Source organism: Vreelandella neptunia, from assembly GCF_034479615.1.
GTDB classification, from domain to species: Bacteria; Pseudomonadota; Gammaproteobacteria; order Pseudomonadales; family Halomonadaceae; genus Vreelandella; species Vreelandella neptunia.
In genome coordinates, this window is record NZ_CP140255.1 from 1,502,629 (window position 1) to 1,521,374 (window position 18,746).

Consider the following 18,746-nt stretch of genomic DNA (forward strand, 5'->3'; position numbering starts at 1 on the left):
TCAATGGGCTCACGAGAACAGCGTGAGCGGCCACAGGGTGATAGCTGGAAAGGCAATGACCAGCAGCATCACCAGGAGGTTAGCGAGCAGGAACGGCAGGGCGCCGCGGAAAATACGCCCAATCGACAGGCCGGTGATGGAGGAGCAGACGTTCAGGCACATGCCCACCGGCGGCGTGACTAAGCCAATCGCCAAGCCGCTGATCAACAGGACACCAAACTGCACGGGTGAAATATTGGCCAGGGCTAGCACCGGCAGCACCACTGGGGTAATCAGCAAGATCGCGGGGGTTACATCAATAAAGGTGCCGATCAGTAGCACGGCAGCTGCAATCACCAGCAGGAGCAATATCGGGGTAAGATCCAGCCCGCCTAAAAAGCCTGCCAACAGCTGGGGAATCTGCTCCATCGAGAGAATCCACACGTACAGCTGGCTCATGGCAATAATGATCATCACCGTGGCACTGGTCATTACGGCAGAGCGAAACAGTGCGGGCAGTTCACGCAGTTTGAGGCTTTTAAATACCACCAATGCTAGAAACAGCGCATAGCCCACGCCTAACGCGGCGGACTCAGTGGCTGTAGCGACACCGCCGACCACCGCACCCACTACAAACAGAGGAATTAATAGCGCGAGTACCGCACGCTGAATCACCTGGCGGCGCTGTTGCGGATTTAATCCTGCGTGGGCACGGGGGTAGCCTTGACGACCGGCCATTAGCGCAATGATGCCCATCATCAGCAGGCCAATGAGTAAACCGGGCACAAGGCTTGCCATAAACATGGTGCCGATAGACTGCTGCGCGGTAACGGCGTAGATCACCATGGGCACACTGGGAGGAATGATCATGCCCATGGTGGAAGAGGCCACGGTAATGCCACTGGCGGTTTCGACGCTGTATCCCTTGCGTGCCATCTCCGGAATCATGGCGGAACCCACCGAGGCTGTATCAGACACAGAAGAGCCCGATATGCCGCCAAAGATCATCGAGGTCGAGATATTGACGTGCCCCAACCCTCCTGGAAAACGGCCTACCAACATCAAACAGAAGTCGATCAAGCGCGCGGTAATGCCTGAGGCGTTCATCACCAGCCCCATCAAAATGAACAGCGGTAGGGCAATCATGGTGTACAGATCCATACCGGACAGTACTCGCTGGGGCAGTACGCCAATCAAGCCTGGCTGCATGATCAAAAAGTAGACCAACCCCGAAAGCCCTAGGGAATAGGCGATGGGCACCCCAATCAACAGCAGCACCATCAGGCTAACAAGCAGTAAAATCATGCCTGGCCCTCCTGCGCGTCTTCTCGTTGAGCGGAGGGGCGCTCTCCACCCACTAGCACCGCCAAGGAAAATAGAATGACCAGTAGCGCGCCAATGGGGACACTTATTTGCACTACCCAATTAGGCACATCCAGAACGGCGGAGCGGAAACGACCGACTTGCCCAATCCAGCTGATGCTGAGCCATGCCAAATAGCCATTGAATAGCATCACAAGACAATGACGTAAGCGGTTCAGCCAGACGGCTATTGCCGTAGGCAGTGCATCCACAAGCACGCTGATACGGATATGCTCGCCGCGCAAAATGGCGACCGATGCCCCCAATGCGGTGGAATACACAAATAGAAAGCGCATCACTTCTTCAGCACCGGCAAAGCCAATGCTGAATACGTAGCGTAATATCACCAGTGCCAAGCAGAGCAGGAAAACCGCCGCAATTAATGCGGCGATCAGATTTTCCAGCAGGCTAGCGAAGCGGCGCATTACCCGCATCAAGGCGGTATCTTCCGCCATCGGCTGCGCCAGTGGAGGTGGATTCATTACTCCAGTACCTCGGCTTGATCGGTCAGGGCGAGCACTTGCTCTAACTGCTCCTGGCTAAAGTCACCACGCTCAACAAAGTGCTCCCAGACAGGAACGACGGCATCTACGAAGCCTTGGCGGTGTTCGTCGGCGATGTCATTAATGCTCATGTGCTCGCCCAGTGTTTCGAGGTAGTTGGCTTCAGAGGCTAGCCAAATTTCGTTGGAGCGCGTCATCGTCTCCTGCGCGACGTCGTCGACGATCATCTGCAGCTCTTCAGGTAGCTGGTCGTACCACTGGGCGCTAATAAAGAAGGGGTCAGGATGGATTTGCCAGTTCAGTAATGACATGTACTCCTGAGCTTCATGGAATTTCATATCGGCGATATTGGAGGGCGGGTTTTCTTGCCCATCGACCACGCCTGTGCGTAGCGCCATATAGGTCTCGGTGTAAGGCACTTGCTGGGGGGAGGCTCCCAACGCTTCAAATGCCCGCAGCGTGGGGGCCAGTGGCGGGGTGCGAATCTTCAAGCCACGGAGGTCATCAACTTGATTTACGGCGCGAACGTTATTGGTTAACTGGCGCATGCCACCTGCAACGCCGGTTACCGGTATATGCAGCTGGCTTTCTCGTGCGCCTTCATTAATGGCCTGACCAAGCTCGCCCTCCATCACGTCAATAGCCTGCTCCGGCGTGGTGAACAGGAACGGCATGGTATAGATCAGGTAGGCGGGGTTAGCTTGGGCAAACAAGCCACCGCGATAGCCCTGAATAAGCCCCATTTGGACTTGCTGAAGTACGTCCTCCTCCTTCCCCAGGGTGCCATTGAAATAGAGTTCTACGGCGATACGCCCATCACTGCGCTCTTCAAGCGCTTCTTTGAAGTAGCGCATGGACTCAGAACGCGGCGCCTCATCGGTTTGCGAATGAGCGTACTTGAAGGTGAAATCGGCAGCTTGGAGCGACGTGGTGAAGCCAATAGCGAGGCTGGCCATCATTAAGTGGGTTAGGCGCATGGAAGGTTCTCCGTTTTATTGTGATGTTGTTGTTGCGATGCGATGTTTATGATGCGATGGTTTTTCTCAAATATAAAATCTGTTTTTATATTTGATGTAAGGCCAAGCTTAACGTCATTCCTGCATAGGTCAATGCTTGGGCTATGCGACATTGGTCGCGATGCGTATTTTCGGTACAGAGAGAGGGGGGTTATAAGCGCACAGGCGGTATCGTCGGCAGGCACGGAAAACATGCCTGTCGAGAGCGGGCGTTGGAGAGTTGATTAGCGGCGGTTAATTAGTTAACCAAGCAACCGCGATCAGAAGTGTAGGCGTGCAATGGCGGCGGGAAGCTCGCTGGCATGGTGGATACCAATCGCCCCTTCGGGGGTGAGCTCTTCATTAGGGAAGTGGTTGAGGTGAATCACGTGCATGCCCGCCGCTAGCCCCGCTTCTACACCCACCGCCGCGTCATCGATCACTACGCACTGCTGAGGAGCATGGCCCATAGCGGCGGCAGCTTTACGGTACAGCTCGGGGTCGGGTTTCCAGACATTGAGGGTATAGGCGCTAAAGAGCTTGTCAGCAAAGTGATGGCCTAGTTCGGTGCTTTCCAGCGCACAGCGAATTTTTCGCTCGGGGCCATTTGAGACCACGGCCTTGGGGTGGCTGCTTAACTGTTCCAACGCGGCGACCATACCAGGAATCGCCACCAGCTCGTCACGCATACGGGCTTCCATACGCGCTCGCATACCTGCCTCAAGCTGGGGAAAGGCATCTTCTGCTAATGTTTGAAAACGCTTTTCCAGGGTTTGCACGATCGTCTGGAAACGCACCCCGCGAAATTCATCCATATACTGACGTGCTGAAAAGGGTAAGCCGAACTCGGGAAGAATATCCCCCATTACCTCGGCAAGCAGTATTTCGCTATCCACCAAGGTGCCATCACAATCGAACAGTAAGCACAGGGGTGTGGCAGGCTTCATTGATAGGTTTCCTCGTTGACTAAGCTGATAGGTCGCTCGCCCTGGAGTGCTAGACGAATATTATCCACTGCTCGCTGGGCCATGGCGTCGCGGGTTTCATGGGTGGCAGACCCGATATGCGGCAGGGCGACCACATTGCTCATTTTCGGTAGTGGTGATGAAGCGGCTAGCGGCTCCTGGGCAAATACATCTAACCCCGCCGCTTGAATAACGCCCTTTTCCAGCGCCTGGATCAATGCGCTTTCATCGACCACCTTACCGCGGGCAATATTGATAAAAATGCTGGAAGGCTTCATCAGCGCGAACTCTTGGGCACCGATCAAATGCTCGGTCTCGGCGGTAAGCGGCACAGTGACACAGACGAAATCGGCCTCGGCCAACAGCTCGTTGAGTTCGCGGCGCTGCGCGCCAAGTTCACTCTCTAAATCGGGCTTGGGTGAAGCGTTAGAGTAGAGCACCTGCATGCCAAACCCTAGAGCACCACGCCTGGCAACGGCTTGGCCAATGCGTCCAAACCCCACCATGCCCAAAGTTTTGCCATGTACATCGCTGCCAAACAGTGCGGGGCCGATGCTGGCTTGCCATTTGTCCGCTTTGACCCACTCGGCTAATTCAACTACCCGACGCGCGGTGGCCATTATCAGTGCAAAACCGGTGTCGGCGGTGGTTTCGGTCAGCACATCAGGCGTATTGCACAGCATAATGCCGCGCTTGGTCAGTTCATCAACGGGGATGTTGTCATAGCCAACAGAGACGGTCGCGATGACTTCCAAGTTGGGTGCTGCGTCCAGCAACTGAGGAGTGATCGCCAAGCCAGAACCGATAATGCCGTGCACCTCCGCTAATAGAGCACGATTTTCAGGGGTATCCAGCGCGGTGGTTTTCGGCAGCACATCCACCGCAAACAAATCGCTAAGCTCAGCCAGTTGAGCGTCACTGAGTCGTCCTTGAACCACTAAACGTTTTTGCATTGTCATCCCCTTGCTGAAAATCCTGTTATGAAAAGCCTGTCATTAAACTCCTGCTAATAAAAGCAAGGCTAGGTGCATCAGGCTGGGTAGAGCTCGGCTTCAAGCGCTTGTAGGTGTTCGCGATTCGGTAGGCCTTCCATATCGCCCACTACCTGGATGGCTTGGGCGCCAATGAGGTTGCCGCGTTGGGCTGCTTGGCGCGCAGTTCTTCCGTCAAGCAGGGCGCTAATCACGCCGACGGCGAAGCCATCGCCTGCACCGACGGTGTCCACCACCTCAGCGACAGGGCAGCCGTCTACGGTAAAGCTCTCTTCTTGTCCATCCAGGTTGCCCCGGTAATAGCTGCCTTCCGGCCCCAGCTTGATGATCACCGCCGAGGCACCTTGATCCAGATAGTAGCCTGCTATGTCGTAAGGCGTCTTCTGTCCGGTGAGAAGCTGGCCCTCTGAAAGCCCAGGCAACACCCAATCGGCGCGGCCGGCGAGTTCATTGAGGGTCGACCGCATTACGTTTTCGCTGGGCCAAAGTGACGGCCGCAAATTGGGGTCAAAGGAAATAGTAGCGCCATGGGCGCGGGCCTGTTCCATCAAATGATGGCTAAGCTGGCGGGCGCTTTCAGATAACGCCGGGGTAATGCCCGTCGCGTGAAGGTGGTTCAGCGCCTGAAAGTCGACATTTCGAGCGTCGTCAATAGTGAGATGGCTGGCGGCACTGCCGCGTCTGAAATATTCGACTCGCGGGTCGGCGCCGTCCTGGGCGCGCTCTTTAAAGAGCAGCCCGGTGGGGTGCTGTGCATCGGCGTGAATATAGCGGTCATCGATACCTTCCGCTTTTAAAGCCGCCTGAATAAAACCTCCAAAACTATCGGTGCCCACTCGGCTTAACCAGCCGACGTGAAAACCCAGCCTGGAGAGGCCGATAGCGACGTTGTTATCAGCACCGGCCAAACGGCGGTGGAAACGTTCAATGCCGGATAATTCGCCCGGTGTATCAGCCACAAACATGGCCATGGCTTCGCCGAAGGTGAGAATGGCTGGCGGACTAGTGAAGGAGTGATGCATGGTCAATAATCTCTTTGAGTTGTTTATTATCATCCAATGGGAACGATACCATTTTTGCGCTAATTTTTTAGCACTGCCTTAAAAAAATTAGCGTTGGGTAGAGCCGCGTGCAATTAAGGTCGGCGCAAAACTTATCTCGGACGGCATTGACAATATGTGCGGCGCAATGCGGTGCATCAAGCATTGGACAGCCGTTCTGCCCATTGCATCGGTGGGTTGGGCAAGTGTAGTAATGCCGGGAGGGACTAAAGCGCACCAGTCGAGTTCATCAATCCCCATCAAGCCTACCTTGCCAAGCGATAAACCAAGCTGCTGAAACAGTCGGGTCACTACGAGGGTGGCATTGCCGTTGCCACATAAAACGGCACAGGCGTGTTGCTGATTAGCGGCTAAAAAGTCGCTTAGCGCCCCAAGCGTTACAGTGTCATCTGCAGTAGCAAGCAGTGAGGTTGCGTAATTCAGCCCATGCTGCTCGGCGGTGTGGTTAAAGCGGGTCAAGCGTTTTTGTCGCGTGCTTGACTGCTCTGGAGCTTCGCTGACATACAGCACGGCCTGGTAGCCTTGATCGGCTAAGTGTTCGAGCGCCATATCAATCGCCAGGTGATTATCGAGCCCGACCACTTCTGCTTCCACATGGTCGACTTCGCGGTCTAGCAGCACGATGGGAGTTCCCAGGTTGATAAAGGTGTGCAGTTGGCGTTCTGGGCTGCCGGAGGCATTCACCACAAGACCTTCTACTTGATAGGCGCCAAGTAGGTCTAAATGCTGGCGCTCCTGTTCCGGATCATTGTCGGTATTGCACACTACCAGCGAGTAGCCATATTGGCGGCACGCTTGCTCGACGCCGTGAGTGATGGCCACTGAAAACGGATTACGGATATCGGCGACCAGCATGCCTAGCAATTTAGAGCGCCCACCTTTTAGCCCACGTGCCATTTGATTTGGCTGGTAGCCAAGAGTGCCTGCCGCATGGGCGATGCGCGCCTGAAGTGAGGGCGAGAGCCGATCACGCTCTTCGCCAAAATAGCGGGATACGCTGGTTTTAGAGGCACCCGCGAGGCGGGCTACTTCAAGAATGGTGGAACGGCGCGGTGTAGGTGGCATAGTGTGCTTAAAGTAGAGTGCTTAAATAAATAGTGCTTTTCGTTATAGTGTCTTCCGCTACATTGTGAGTAACGGAATGAAGGCAGCTCAATTTTGGATGCTTGCTAGGCCAAAAGCAACGGCGTGCGAGCCGCTAAGGGTGATTGACCATGTGAATATTGTAGTCGGTCGGATTTACCGTGCCCTCAAGGCGTCCAATTTGAGTAAAGTCACTATTTTCAAGAACTGTGTCAATTGAGGTGTCTCTAAAGGAGAGGTTTTTAATGACATTAACTTTACACGGCATTCCCTTTGCGTCTACATCCATTATCCATGCTAAAAAACCGTTTGAGAATTTTGCCAAGCTGCCGATAGGGTATAAGCCAAAGTGTTGGATATACTCTACGAGCAAAGACTTTTCATAAATAGCCGGGCAGTTATTAACCCAGCGGTAGGCATCAAGAGGTTGCCGCGGGTGCTGTCCGTTTCGCTCATGGGTTAATTTATTAATTATTTTAATAACACTGATTAGACGAACGCTTTCGGATAACTTGGAAGCCTGCTTTCCTGCTGGGTAGCCGCTGCCATCGAGCCGTTCATTGGCATTGAGGATAATGTCATGGCAGGCTGGGCTGGCGACCCAGCCCAGTGCCGTTAGCCTGTTATTCAGTGCGACTACATGTTCTTTGAGTAGCTCGGCTTGCGATGGAGACATGCGAATTTTAAGTGAGGGGAGCTGTTCGCTAATCAGCAGTGGTTTACCCATGGTGTGTAGTAGGGCGCCCGCCACTGTTTCCCGTGTTTGTGACGCGTATGGGTCACGACTGATCAGGATCATCGCTAGCTGGCTGCTCACCTGTATAGCATGGCGAACCCACTCAGGTTCATCATGCAGAAAAGCTAGCGCATACTGAAGCCCTCTTCGGTCTTGAGTGACCATATAAAGAAGGCTGTCGACACACTCATAGAGGCTCTCTTCCGGAAATACATCCTTGTTTTTAGTAAACATTAACATAACTTGTAGCTGGTGAGCGACTTCAAGGACACCGCGTAGCAGTGGAGATCGTTGGGTATTTTTAGTTTGATCGCGCTCTTCTTTTTGCTGCATTTTTTTCTCTTTCGCATCTGCTATGAAAAGCCGTGACTTAGCTCGAGAGGAGCTATCCTGTATACCTGAGCGAAAAGCTGCTTCGAACTCAGCTTCCGATACATAATGGAAAAGAGTCTCGGTCATCGTGGCTGACATATTAATAAATTCAATACCGATAGCCGCATAGTCATGGCTTCCAAAAGGCCGCATATGACAAATGCGTCCTTGGGTGTTGAATGTTTCCCCGTTTGGAAACTCGAGTGTTACCTCCGGCAGCGCCTGATTAACGCTCAGAGCCATGCTATCTTCCAGCCTGACATACACCATGCAGCCACCTACTGAAAGGTTACGCACTTTGCCTTCCACGTTGAGCTCATGAGCAAATACTTCCAAGTGCACACGTGCGTGCATACCCAGAATAAAGGGCACACGTAAAGCTCTCCGATTATCGGAGGAGAAAATAGAGCCGGGAAGCTGGCACTCTAAATGGTAAGTGCAGGTATCTATTTTAATGACGTGCGCCGGCACTTGTTCAATATTATAAATTTCTTCTTCTATACCCGGCGTAGGGTGGGAAGCTTCTATGTCAAAGCAAATGGTGTCGTTTTGTAAATAAGGAGAAAGCGAGCTGCCTGTGTAGTGTATGGCTAACGTTATTTTACCGCTGTCCAGCTCTATCTTAATGGCCTTCGCCTCTATAGCGTAAGCCGCTTCTTTTGAAAAAATAGAAATAGTATGCTCTTTTTTGAGCAAAGATCGTATTATTTGCCCAGTGGTGTTTTGCTTCGCCGTATCGATAATCATATAAAACCCACCGTATTTATTTTGTTATAATTTATAGCGACTTGGTGGTGACTGCTATATGGTTTAATTGCTTGTCACTCCTACCATGATAGGAGATTTTTCCTGTGTCGATTAGCTATTATTTCACTCCTATTTGCAAACCTATTTATATTTATTTTAAGTGTCATTTGTAATGATTTGATAACTTTTGTTTATGTTTGATGCAGTCTGGGCGGTTATTCGGTCGGGTGGGAATAATCAGGTAAACTGCCCGATTCCTTATACAGTGGTGCCCGCGGCATGCCCTCAAACCCCACATCAATCCATGCTCAACCGAGCAGCTATCAATTGACCCAGGCTGGCGATCGCTATTTCGATGGTCTGGCAGATAAGTTCTCCCGTTCGCTCTACCAGGCGCCCCGTGGCGAGCTGCGTCTCGCTATGCTCAACTACCTGTTGCCGGAAATGCTGAATCTAGAGGGGCAGCATGTGCTGGACGTGGGTGGCGGCCTGGGCCAGCAGGCGGCATGGTTTGCTGAACGCAAGCACGATGTCACGATGACGGAGCCCTCTGCGGACATGTTGAACTACGCCAAAACCTGGCACCGGGACGCTAAGACGTTACCGGAAGAGGCCATTACGTATCTGCAGGCGCCCCTGCAACGGTTAACAGAACAGGCTCCTGGCCCATGGCCGCTGATTACCTGCCATGCAGTGTTGGAGTGGTTAGGTGACCCGCAAGCAGGGCTGTCCACATTGAGCGATTTATTGGCACCGGGTGGCCAGCTTAGCTTGATGGTGTTTAATCGCGATGCACTGCGCTTTTCCAACGCGGTCAAAGGCAATCTTGAGAAGGCGTTGAGCGACCGCTTAGCGGGGAAGGGCAAACGCCAACGATTGACGCCTATTTCGCCCGTTAGTCACGCCGAGATTGAGCAGTGGAGTGCGGATAACGGCTTAGTGATAGACGCAGTCGCGGGTATTCGCGTCTTTCAAGATTACTTGCGCCAACCTCCTGCCACACCCGCAGAAACGGAAACGCTGTTGGCACTGGAGAAACAGTACTGTCGCCATGACCCCCACTGGCGCCTGGGCCGCTACCTGCTTTATACATTAATTAAACCGGAGATCGTTGAATGAGTGCCCAGTCCCCAGCATGCCAGCTGTTAGAGCGCCAAAAAGATAACTATGCTGCGCTGTGGGCCATTGGCCCGCCAATCGATAGCTGGCTTATTGATCAATCGTCGGGTGTGGTCAGTGGCGATTTTGACGTACTGCGTGAGTGGCAGGCGAAAGGCAAGCAGGCCCGAACGCCTTTTAACTTGGCGGCGGGCGAGCCATTCGGTAAAGAAGTGGTGCTGTTTTGGCCGAAGGCGCACCAACTAGGTATTTGGTGGCTCAAGTGGTTATGTGAGCAGCTACCCGAAGGGACGCCCATTGACATTGTCGGTGAGCATCAAGGCGGCATTAAACGCGTTCCCAAGATGTTGGAAGAGCTGGGCATGTCTTGGGATAAGCGCGACAACGCCCGCCGCTGTTCGCTGTTCGCCACCTATACCGTTGCTCTAGAAGCAGCCAGCGATAGTGCTTGGCAGAAATTCGAGACATTAGGGCTGACCCTGATCAGCCACCCGGGCGTATTTGGCCATGGCAAAGTTGACGAAGGCACGCTGTTGCTGTTGGAGAGCATTGAGAATAGCTTGCCGAAAAAACCGCTCAAAGTGCTGGACATGGGGTGTGGCGACGGGATTATTAGCGCCTGGTTGGCTCAGCGTGGCCACCATGTGACCGCTGTGGATGTTAGCGCCTTTGCGGTGGAGGCGTGTCAGCGCACCTTGGCGGCGAATGGGCTAGAGGGGCGGGTGCTTTGCAGTGATGTGTTCAGCGCGCTTGAGGGTGAACAGTTTGACTGGATTGTTAGCAACCCACCTTTCCATAAAGAGCGTGATATCAGCTATGGCCCCAGCCAGCGTTTGATCAGCGCGGCGCCAGAGCATCTTAATGCGGGCGGGCGGTTAATCCTGGTGGCAAATGGCTTTTTGCCCTACCCAGACCACTTGCAGCGGGCGTTTCAGGATTTTCAGACCCTGGCGGATAATCGCCGCTTCAAGGTTTACGGTGCGATTAAGTCAGGGCGTTAGAGCTAACGCATAGATATTTCCTCAAACTTGCCACAATCAGCCGCCGACGACCCTACCTTTAAGGGCTATGATGCAAATAAGTAGTCGTTAATTTAACGGTAGTGGGTAGGAGTAGCGGAAATGGCGGGAAATATCCGAAATACGGCGGTATTGGGAAGTGCCGTTTTGCTGGGCGGGCTGCTGGCGCTGGGGTTGGTATGGAGCGGCAGCAATATCAAGGGCGCCGCGGAAGTATGGCAGCAGTCGTCACGAAGCGTGACAGTGCGCGGCTTAGCCGAGCGCGAAGTGCCGGCGGATTTGGTGCTATGGCCGTTCAATTACAGTGTCAGCGCCAATAGCTTGAGTGACCTTGAGCAGCAGTTGTCTAGCGACGAGCAGGCGATTCGCGATTTTCTGGAGGCACAAGGGTTTGCATCGGAGCATGTTAGCTCCACTCCGCCGCGGATTACCGACCAATTTAGCAATCAGTACGGTGGTCAGCGCCCTGATGAGCGCTACCGCGCCGAAGCAACGCTGCTGCTGCGCTCCCCTGATGTTGAGGGTGTGATCGAGGCGATCCCCAGTGCGACTTCATTGGTGCGTGAGGGCGTCCTGCTCTCGCCCAGCTACGAATACCGCACGGAGTTTCTGTTTACCGGTCTTGACGCGATCAAGCCTGACATGATCGCGGCGGCCACTGCTGATGCGCGCAACGCCGCACAGCAGTTTGCCGAAGATTCTGGTAGTCAGGTGGGCCACATTCGTCAGGCGACTCAGGGCTATTTTTCCATTGAGGACTTAGACAGCTACACGCCGCAAACCAAACGTGTTCGCGTCGTCACCACGGTGGACTATTCCTTACAAGATTAGCCTCTACAAGATTGGGCGATAAAGGAGCAGCGGCTAGGCGGTGTAATCGATGGCGGTGATGGTATAAAACGTATCACCGTTAGGGGTGAGCACCTTTGCTTCATCGCCCACCTGTTTACTGAGCAGTGCTTTGGCCATGGGCGCATCGATGCTAATCCAGCGCTTTTTGGTGTCGATTTCATCGTGGCCAACGATCCTGAGATGCACCTCTCCGCCGTTTTCATCCTCCAGGCTTACGTACGCGCCGAAAAACACTTTGCTGGTATCGGCTGGTAGGCGGTCTACGATTTGCAGTTCGTCCAGACGTTTCGTCAGGTAGGTGATTCGGGCGATGACCCGGTTCAGCTCTTTTTTATTATAGGTGTAATCGGCATTTTCACTGCGGTCACCCTGGGCGGCCGCTTCGCCGACCTTCGCTGAAATAGCGGGGCGTTTAACCCGCGAAAGGTGATCCAAAATAGCGCGCAAGCGGGCCGCCCCCTCTGGGGTAATCAGGTTGCTCTTAGGGGCTTGACGCGGATCTTTGGCTGGATCGCGCCAGCGGGTCATGTTGCGGCCTTTCATTACCTATTCCCCATCGTGTTTCGAGCTACCCACCTTACGTTAATTGCGCGAAGCAACCAAGCAGCATACTACTGGTAAATCATTCAAACGTTCGTTACATTTTTTGCTATATTGGGCTAGAGGCCCGTCATTGGTGGGTCTGAGCAGGACAACAATAATGTTAGGAGCATGTATGCGAACTCACTCTTTTCCACGTATGTTTTTACCGCGCTCATTAATCGCCGCCGCTATTGGCAGCGCGTTGATGCTGTCTCCGCTAACCGCTTCTGCCTTTGAAGGCGAGCTTTTCTCGCTTAAAAACAGATGGGAGCATACCGTGACTGAGATGCCCGCCAACGAGCGGGAGAGCACGTTAAAGGCGTTGGCAGGTGAAGCGGAACAGTTGGCCGAGCAGCACCGCGATGAAGCTGACGTACTTGTCTGGGAGGGCATCATTTTGGCTTCCTATGCCCGCGAGCGTGGCGGCTTAGGGGCATTGGGCACAGCGGAAGATGCGCGCGATGCGTTAGAGGAGGCTTTGGCCATAGACCCTCAAGGGCTGAATGGTTCCGCCTATGTAACCCTCGGTGCGTTATACGACCGGGTGCCCGGCGGACTGATTGGTTTTGGCGATAGCGATACCGCTGAACGCATGTTCCAGCGTGCCTTGGAAATCCGCCCAGACGGCATCGATGTTAACTACTATTACGCTGCCTTTTTGAAAGAAGAGGGCAATGAGCAGGCCGCTCGCGAGCACGCCCAACGAGCGGTTAACGGCACCGCTCGAGACAACCGACAGGTCTCCGATGAAGCGCTACGTCGCGATGCCGAGGAGCTGCTTAATCAGTTGTAATCCACCCACTGAATTGGCATTCCCGGTGGCAAGCATTGATAATAGATCGATTATCACCACCGGGAGTGCCTCATGGCGTCCAACTCCGAAAACGCATCTGTTCGCGATCTTCCTTTTCAGCGCTCTCCTTTTAAAAACACGGCGCTTAGCGTTCCAGACTTAAAGCGTGCTGATGTTGAGCTGCTTAAGCGGGAGACGCTACACCAAGGGTTTTTCCGCCTGGAAGCCTTAGAGCTTCGTCACCGGCTGTTTGAAGGCGGCTGGAGCGAACCCATGCGTCGCGAAGTGCATAATCGCTTTGATGCGGTGGGTGTGCTGCTCTACGACCCCGAGCGCGACTCACTGGTACTCATCGAGCAGTTTCGTGCCGGTGCCATTGATGACGCGGTTTCTCCCTGGAAGCTTGAACTCGTGGCCGGTTTAGCCGAAAAAGACGAATCGCTGGAAGATGTGGCGCGTCGTGAGGCGTGGGAAGAGGCAGGTTGTAAAGTGGCCCAACTGACCAAACTTCACACCTATTACCCCAGTCCTGGGGCCTGCAACGAGCAAGTGACACTATTTTGTGGTTTGGTAGATACCCATGGATTAGGTGGGATTCATGGCCTAGATGAAGAGCATGAGGATATTCGTGTTCACGTCATGCCTTTTGCCAACGCTTGGGAACTCTTGGAGCAAGGGCGACTCGACAACGCCATGTGTTTAATTGGTCTACATTGGCTTAATAGCCAGCGAGCCTCACTGCGTGCTGCCTCTCAGCGCGCGCTGACGCAAAGTGAAACCGACGAGGAGTGAACATGGCGAGAACGGCCTATGTCACCGATTTAAAATCGCTCCAAGGGGAGTGCAGCGCCAACTATTTACGTCTGGTGCGCCTGGTGGGCGATATGGAGGCCGGCCAGCGCCGTGATATTGCCCTACGCGGCGATAAACAGCATTTCGGTGATCTGCATCTCTATATTCAAGAGCAGGCGCCTTACACCACTATGGTGAATGTTTCTCAGACCGGCCCACTAGATACCGTTTTGGAAGGGCCGCGTATGCGCGTACATCTCTATCACGATGTGCGCATGGCGGAAGTGACCGACTTTCAGCGCGAGCGCCACTTTAGTGGCCGCTATCGCTACCCCAATGCCCGGATGCATCAGCCGGATGAGAAGCTTCAACTCAATCGCTTTTTGGGCGAGTGGTTAGCTCACGGCCTTGCCCACGGTCACGCCATTGACGTGCCGGAGATGCCCTAATGCGTTTAGTACAGATCACCGATGCCCACCTCTATGCAGATACCGCCGCGCGTTCCCGGGCAGGCATCCCCTGGCGGCAGTTTCAGCAGGTGCTGAGTTCGGTTGTCACTGAAAAGCCCGATATCGTGCTGTTTACCGGTGATATTAGCCAGGATGAGTCAGCCACTTCCTACGCTTTGGCGGTACAGGCGCTGGAGCAGTTGCCTTGCCCCTGGTACTGGCTGCCGGGTAATCACGATCAGCCCGAGTTCATGGCGGCCGAGCGGCCAATGGTCGATCAAGTGGACTTGGATTCGTGGCGCATCCTGCTGCTCAATACCCAGGTGGAGGGCAAACCCCACGGTGAACTGGGAAGCGAGCGGCTAGCTAAGCTTGCTGAACAGCTAGAGAACGACGACCGACCCACGCTGATAGCCATGCACCACCCGCCGGTGGACGTCGGCGCGGTGTGGATGGATGCTATTGGCCTACAAGATCGCGACGCATTTTGGCAACTTTTAAGTAAACACCCGCAGGTTAAGATCATCCTATTTGGTCACGCGCACCAGGCTTACGCCGAGCATCATATTTTAGGCGCAGGTAGAGGCATAGGTGAGGCGACCATTGATGTTTATGGCTGCCCGGCGATGGCCGATCAGTTTTTGCCCGGTGCCGAGCAGTTTGCCATTGATGAAGCTTCTCGCCCTGGCTATCGGGTTATCGATTTAGGGTATAGCGATGCCCAGGGAAGCGAGTGGCAGAGCTGGATTGAGCGCATTGAATAGAAGTGTATTGCTCTCTCATTTCTGGATAGTTTTTTTAGGAATAAAAAGATAGTTATTAATTCTTTTGGGTTATTACTGGCTCGGCGTTACCCTACTCACATTCGAACGTACAATTATTTATAACGTACGCTGATTTTAGCTTGTGTGACGAGCTTGTTCTTGTGAGGTAAGGGGCCATGACCCAATTGTCTACTATTTCTTCGAAGGAGCGGTCGTCAAAAGATCGGTCTTCAGAGACGCGTTCTTCATCTTCAGCGACGCAGGGGGAGGCTTTTAATGCCCCTGATGCCGCGCGCTTGACCCACCTCAAGCAATTAGAAGCCGAGTCTATCCATATTATCCGTGAAGTCGCCGCCGAGTTCGCCAACCCGGTGATGATGTACTCCATCGGTAAAGATTCGTCGGTCATGCTGCACTTGGCGCGCAAAGCTTTTTACCCCGGCACACCGCCATTCCCGCTGATGCACGTGGACACCACGTGGAAGTTTCGCGAAATGATCGAGTTCCGCAACCGCATGGCCGAAGAGGCGGGTATGGAGCTGATCGTGCACACCAACGAAGAGGGGCGCGCAGCCAATATCAACCCGTTTGATCACGGCAGCGCCAAATACACCGATATCATGAAAACCCAGGCGCTCAAGCAGGCGCTGGATAAGCATGGATTTGATGCCGCCTTTGGTGGCGCGCGTCGTGATGAAGAAGCCTCGCGGGCTAAAGAGCGCGTCTACTCGTTCCGTGATAAGTATCACCGTTGGGATCCTAAAAACCAGCGCCCTGAGCTTTGGAACGTATATAACGCCAAGGTCAATAAAGGTGAATCGATCCGCGTGTTCCCGCTCTCTAACTGGACCGAGCTGGATATCTGGCAATACATCTACTTAGAGTCGATTCCCATCGTGCCGCTCTACTACTCAGCCAAGCGGCCCATAGTCGAGCGCGACGGTATGCAAGTTATGGTCGATGACGACCGCATGCCGTTAGCGCCTGGCGAAGTGCCGGAAATGAAGTCGGTGCGGTTTAGAACGCTTGGCTGCTACCCGCTAACCGGCGCGGTGGAATCCGAAGCGGCAACGCTTCCGGAAATTATTCAAGAGATGCTGCTGACCCGAACCAGTGAACGCAGTGGCCGCGCCATCGATCGCGATCAGGTGGGTTCGATGGAGAAGAAAAAGCGCGAGGGGTACTTCTGATGTCTCACCAGTCTAATTTAATCGCCGATAATATCGAGCAGTACCTGCACGAGCACGAAAACAAAGACTTGCTGCGTTTTATTACCTGCGGCAGCGTCGACGACGGCAAATCGACGCTGATTGGCCGTCTGCTTCACGACTCGAAAATGATCTTTGAAGATCAACTGGCAGCGATCACCCAGGCTTCTAAAACCAGTGGTACTACCGGTGACACCGTTGATCTGGCGCTGCTGGTGGATGGACTGCAATCAGAGCGGGAGCAGGGCATTACCATTGATGTGGCGTACCGCTTTTTCTCTACCGATAAGCGCAAGTTTATTATCGCCGATACGCCTGGGCACGAGCAGTACACCCGCAATATGGCCACGGGGGCTTCAACTGCCAGCTTGGCGATTATCCTGATTGATGCCCGCTACGGTGTGCAGACCCAGACCCGCCGCCATAGCTTTATTGCCGACCTGCTGGGTATTCAGCACCTGGTGATTGCGGTCAATAAGATGGATCTGGTGGGCTTCTCTGAGCAGCGGTTTAACGAGATAGTCGATGAGTACCGCGCCTTTGCCACTAACCTCCAAGCACCGGACATTCGCTTTGTGCCGATGTCGGCGCTGAATGGCGACAACGTGGTCAATCGCAGCGAACAAACGCCCTGGTATTTTAGCGATGGTTACCAGGGGAAAACACTGATTGAACTGCTGGAAAGTGTCGAGATCACCCGCGATCAGAACTTGAGCGATCTGCGCTTGCCGGTTCAGTATGTGAACCGTCCGAACCTGGACTTCCGCGGTTACTGCGGCACCTTAGCCGCGGGTGTATTACGTCCTGGACAAGCCGTTAAGGCACTCCCGTCGGGTAAAACATCGCGCGTTGCACGAATTGTCACCTTTGATGGCGACCTTGCGGCGGCTTATCCCGGTCAGGCAATTACTGTGACCTTGGAAGATGAGATCGATATCTCCCGTGGCGACTGGCTGGTGGCAGCGGATAGCGAACTGCCGCTCTCCAACACCTTTAAAGCCGATATTGTCTGGATGCAGGAAGAGGCGTTAACGCCGGGTAAGCTCTACGATTTCAAACTGGCGACCCGCGATCTTTCCGGTCAGGTCAGTGCAATTGATTACCAGATAGACGTCAATACCCTAGAGAAACATGCCACTCACTCGCTGGGTCTTAATGCAATTGCCCGCTGTGACGTGGAGCTGACTGCTGCTATTCCAGTGGATGATTACCGCACCAGCCCTGGCACCGGTAGCTTTATCATCATTGATCGGTTGACCAACGTGACCGTAGGCGCTGGCATGATCCGCGGCACGGCAAGCGCCCCAGGCAATGCTTCAAACACCACCGATTGGGCCGCCTTTGAGCGTGACTTGAATGCCCTGGTGCGTAAGCATTTCCCTCACTGGGAAGCGAAAGATATCAGTGGTTTATTCAACCGCTAAAAAGCTTGCATGCACCGCAGCATAAAGCACAACGGCACGCCTTGAAGGCGTGCCGTTTTTTTGGATGAGTTGAAATATCACTCAGCGTTAGGGAAAAACAGCTGCTGATCATCTACCTCAAAATCCGCAATCGCTTGCTGGCCTTTATCGGAAACCAGCCACTCGTGCCACTGGGCGGCGAGGTCGTGCTTCAAGTGCGGGTGACGCTCTGCCGAAAGCAATAGGCTGCCATACTGATTGAATAGCGCTTCATCGCCTTCAAACAGCAAGGTAAGGTCTTGTGGGTTGTCAAAGGCAACCCAGGTGGCGCGGTCGGTAAACGTATAGGCATCCATGCCTGCAGCGGTATTCAAGGTAGGGCCCATGCCACTACCCAGCTCGCGGTACCACTCGCCCTGTGGCGTAACTCCTGCATCTTCCCACAAGCGCAATTCTGCGCGGTTAGTGCCGCTATCGTCCCCGCGTGAGGCGAAGGGAGACTCGCTCTCGGCAATACGTTGCATGGCATCGATCACGGTGTCGCTATCGCTGATGCCCGCAGGGTCGTCGCTTGGGCCAACGATCACAAAATCGTTGTACATTACATTCAAGCGTTCTGTGGCGTAGCCATCGGCCACAAACTTTTCTTCACCTGCGGTATCGTGAACCAGCAGGCTATCCGCATCGCCACGGCGGCCAATTTCGAACGCTTGACCGGTGCCTACAGCGACCACGCGCACATCAATCCCGGTCTCTTCGCTGAATGCGGGAAGGATGGCGTCAAACAGGCCTGAGTTTTCGGTAGAGGTCGTGGAGGCCAGGGTAATGTAGTTATCGGCCGCCATCAGCGTAGCGCTGAAGGTCAGCCCTAGCGTGCCTGCGGTGATGAGTGCGGTAGTTTTGTTCATTTTTGCTCCTTGGTCGCTTTTCATGAATCGTTTTACTTCAATCCTAGGGCTCACTTCTATTG

Annotated in this window: 19 protein-coding genes; 9 read left to right on the forward strand and 10 right to left on the reverse strand. The window is 53.9% G+C overall.

What is annotated here, in order from left to right:
- Nucleotides 1–9 precede the first annotated feature (9 nt).
- The 8 genes from SR894_RS06840 to SR894_RS06875 form a co-directional block, all read right to left on the reverse strand.
- A complete protein-coding gene (locus tag SR894_RS06840) occupies nt 10–1,284 on the reverse strand; it encodes a TRAP transporter large permease (RefSeq protein ID WP_133730368.1) in 1,275 nt (424 codons plus the stop codon).
- The gene (locus SR894_RS06845) at nt 1,281–1,823 is read right to left on the reverse strand and encodes a TRAP transporter small permease (RefSeq protein ID WP_088698478.1); all 543 of its coding nucleotides are present in this window, start codon (nt 1,821–1,823) and stop codon (nt 1,281–1,283) included. Before SR894_RS06845 ends, SR894_RS06840 begins: the two co-directional genes overlap by 4 nt.
- Complete coding sequence (locus SR894_RS06850; protein WP_009287712.1) at nt 1,823–2,821, reverse strand: TRAP transporter substrate-binding protein; 999 nt, start codon at nt 2,819–2,821, stop codon at nt 1,823–1,825. Before SR894_RS06850 ends, SR894_RS06845 begins: the two co-directional genes overlap by 1 nt.
- Nucleotides 2,822–3,120: 299 nt before the next feature.
- Nucleotides 3,121–3,786, reverse strand: a complete 666-nt coding sequence (locus tag SR894_RS06855; protein WP_133730369.1) for an HAD family hydrolase — start codon at nt 3,784–3,786, stop codon at nt 3,121–3,123.
- Nucleotides 3,783–4,757, reverse strand: a complete 975-nt coding sequence (locus tag SR894_RS06860; RefSeq protein ID WP_133730370.1) for a 2-hydroxyacid dehydrogenase — start codon at nt 4,755–4,757, stop codon at nt 3,783–3,785. The genes SR894_RS06855 and SR894_RS06860 overlap by 4 nt, the downstream gene beginning before the upstream one ends.
- 77 nt (nt 4,758–4,834) lie before the next feature.
- A complete protein-coding gene (locus SR894_RS06865; RefSeq protein ID WP_133730371.1) occupies nt 4,835–5,818 on the reverse strand; it encodes a sugar kinase in 984 nt (327 codons plus the stop codon).
- A gap of 87 nt (nt 5,819–5,905) precedes the next feature.
- The gene (locus tag SR894_RS06870) at nt 5,906–6,922 is read right to left on the reverse strand and encodes a LacI family DNA-binding transcriptional regulator (protein WP_133730372.1); all 1,017 of its coding nucleotides are present in this window, start codon (nt 6,920–6,922) and stop codon (nt 5,906–5,908) included.
- 133 nt (nt 6,923–7,055) lie between these two features.
- A complete protein-coding gene (locus SR894_RS06875) occupies nt 7,056–8,795 on the reverse strand; it encodes a PilZ domain-containing protein (RefSeq protein ID WP_133730373.1) in 1,740 nt (579 codons plus the stop codon).
- Nucleotides 8,796–9,074: 279 nt separating this feature from the next.
- Between SR894_RS06875 and SR894_RS06880 the strand changes: the two genes are divergently transcribed.
- The 3 genes from SR894_RS06880 to SR894_RS06890 all read left to right on the forward strand — a co-directional run bounded on the left by SR894_RS06880 (nt 9,075) and on the right by SR894_RS06890 (nt 11,764).
- Nucleotides 9,075–9,914, forward strand: a complete 840-nt coding sequence (locus tag SR894_RS06880; RefSeq protein ID WP_133730374.1) for a methyltransferase domain-containing protein — start codon at nt 9,075–9,077, stop codon at nt 9,912–9,914.
- Complete coding sequence (locus SR894_RS06885; protein WP_133730375.1) at nt 9,911–10,915, forward strand: methyltransferase; 1,005 nt, start codon at nt 9,911–9,913, stop codon at nt 10,913–10,915. Before SR894_RS06880 ends, SR894_RS06885 begins: the two co-directional genes overlap by 4 nt.
- 120 nt (nt 10,916–11,035) lie before the next feature.
- A complete protein-coding gene (locus SR894_RS06890; protein ID WP_133730376.1) occupies nt 11,036–11,764 on the forward strand; it encodes an SIMPL domain-containing protein in 729 nt (242 codons plus the stop codon).
- A 33-nt stretch (nt 11,765–11,797) separates the two neighbouring features.
- On the opposite strand, the gene greB is transcribed toward SR894_RS06890, so the two are convergent.
- Nucleotides 11,798–12,328 carry a transcription elongation factor GreB gene (gene greB, locus SR894_RS06895; RefSeq protein ID WP_133730377.1) on the reverse strand — a complete coding sequence of 177 codons (531 nt, stop codon included), beginning with the start codon at nt 12,326–12,328 and terminating at the stop codon, nt 11,798–11,800.
- Nucleotides 12,329–12,500: 172 nt separating this feature from the next.
- Here greB and SR894_RS06900 point away from each other — a divergent pair, with 172 nt between their 5' ends.
- From SR894_RS06900 to cysN, 6 genes are all read left to right on the forward strand, one after another.
- On the forward strand, nt 12,501–13,160 hold the full coding sequence (locus tag SR894_RS06900) for a hypothetical protein (RefSeq protein WP_133730378.1): 660 nt from the start codon (nt 12,501–12,503) through the stop codon (nt 13,158–13,160).
- A 72-nt stretch (nt 13,161–13,232) separates the two neighbouring features.
- Nucleotides 13,233–13,952, forward strand: coding sequence for an NUDIX domain-containing protein (locus SR894_RS06905; protein WP_133730379.1), 720 nt, complete (start codon nt 13,233–13,235; stop codon nt 13,950–13,952).
- 2 nt (nt 13,953–13,954) lie between these two features.
- Nucleotides 13,955–14,401: a DUF1249 domain-containing protein gene (locus SR894_RS06910; RefSeq protein WP_133730380.1), complete on the forward strand. Its 447-nt coding sequence runs from the start codon at nt 13,955–13,957 to the stop codon at nt 14,399–14,401.
- The gene (locus SR894_RS06915; RefSeq protein WP_133730381.1) at nt 14,401–15,165 is read left to right on the forward strand and encodes a phosphodiesterase; all 765 of its coding nucleotides are present in this window, start codon (nt 14,401–14,403) and stop codon (nt 15,163–15,165) included. The genes SR894_RS06910 and SR894_RS06915 overlap by 1 nt, the downstream gene beginning before the upstream one ends.
- 176 nt (nt 15,166–15,341) lie before the next feature.
- Nucleotides 15,342–16,355, forward strand: coding sequence for a sulfate adenylyltransferase subunit CysD (cysD, locus tag SR894_RS06920; RefSeq protein ID WP_133730382.1), 1,014 nt, complete (start codon nt 15,342–15,344; stop codon nt 16,353–16,355).
- Nucleotides 16,355–17,797: a sulfate adenylyltransferase subunit CysN gene (cysN, locus tag SR894_RS06925; protein WP_133730383.1), complete on the forward strand. Its 1,443-nt coding sequence runs from the start codon at nt 16,355–16,357 to the stop codon at nt 17,795–17,797. Before cysD ends, cysN begins: the two co-directional genes overlap by 1 nt.
- A gap of 77 nt (nt 17,798–17,874) precedes the next feature.
- On the opposite strand, the gene SR894_RS06930 is transcribed toward cysN, so the two are convergent.
- On the reverse strand, nt 17,875–18,684 hold the full coding sequence (locus tag SR894_RS06930; protein WP_133730384.1) for an ABC transporter substrate-binding protein: 810 nt from the start codon (nt 18,682–18,684) through the stop codon (nt 17,875–17,877).
- Nucleotides 18,685–18,746: the final 62 nt, after the last annotated feature.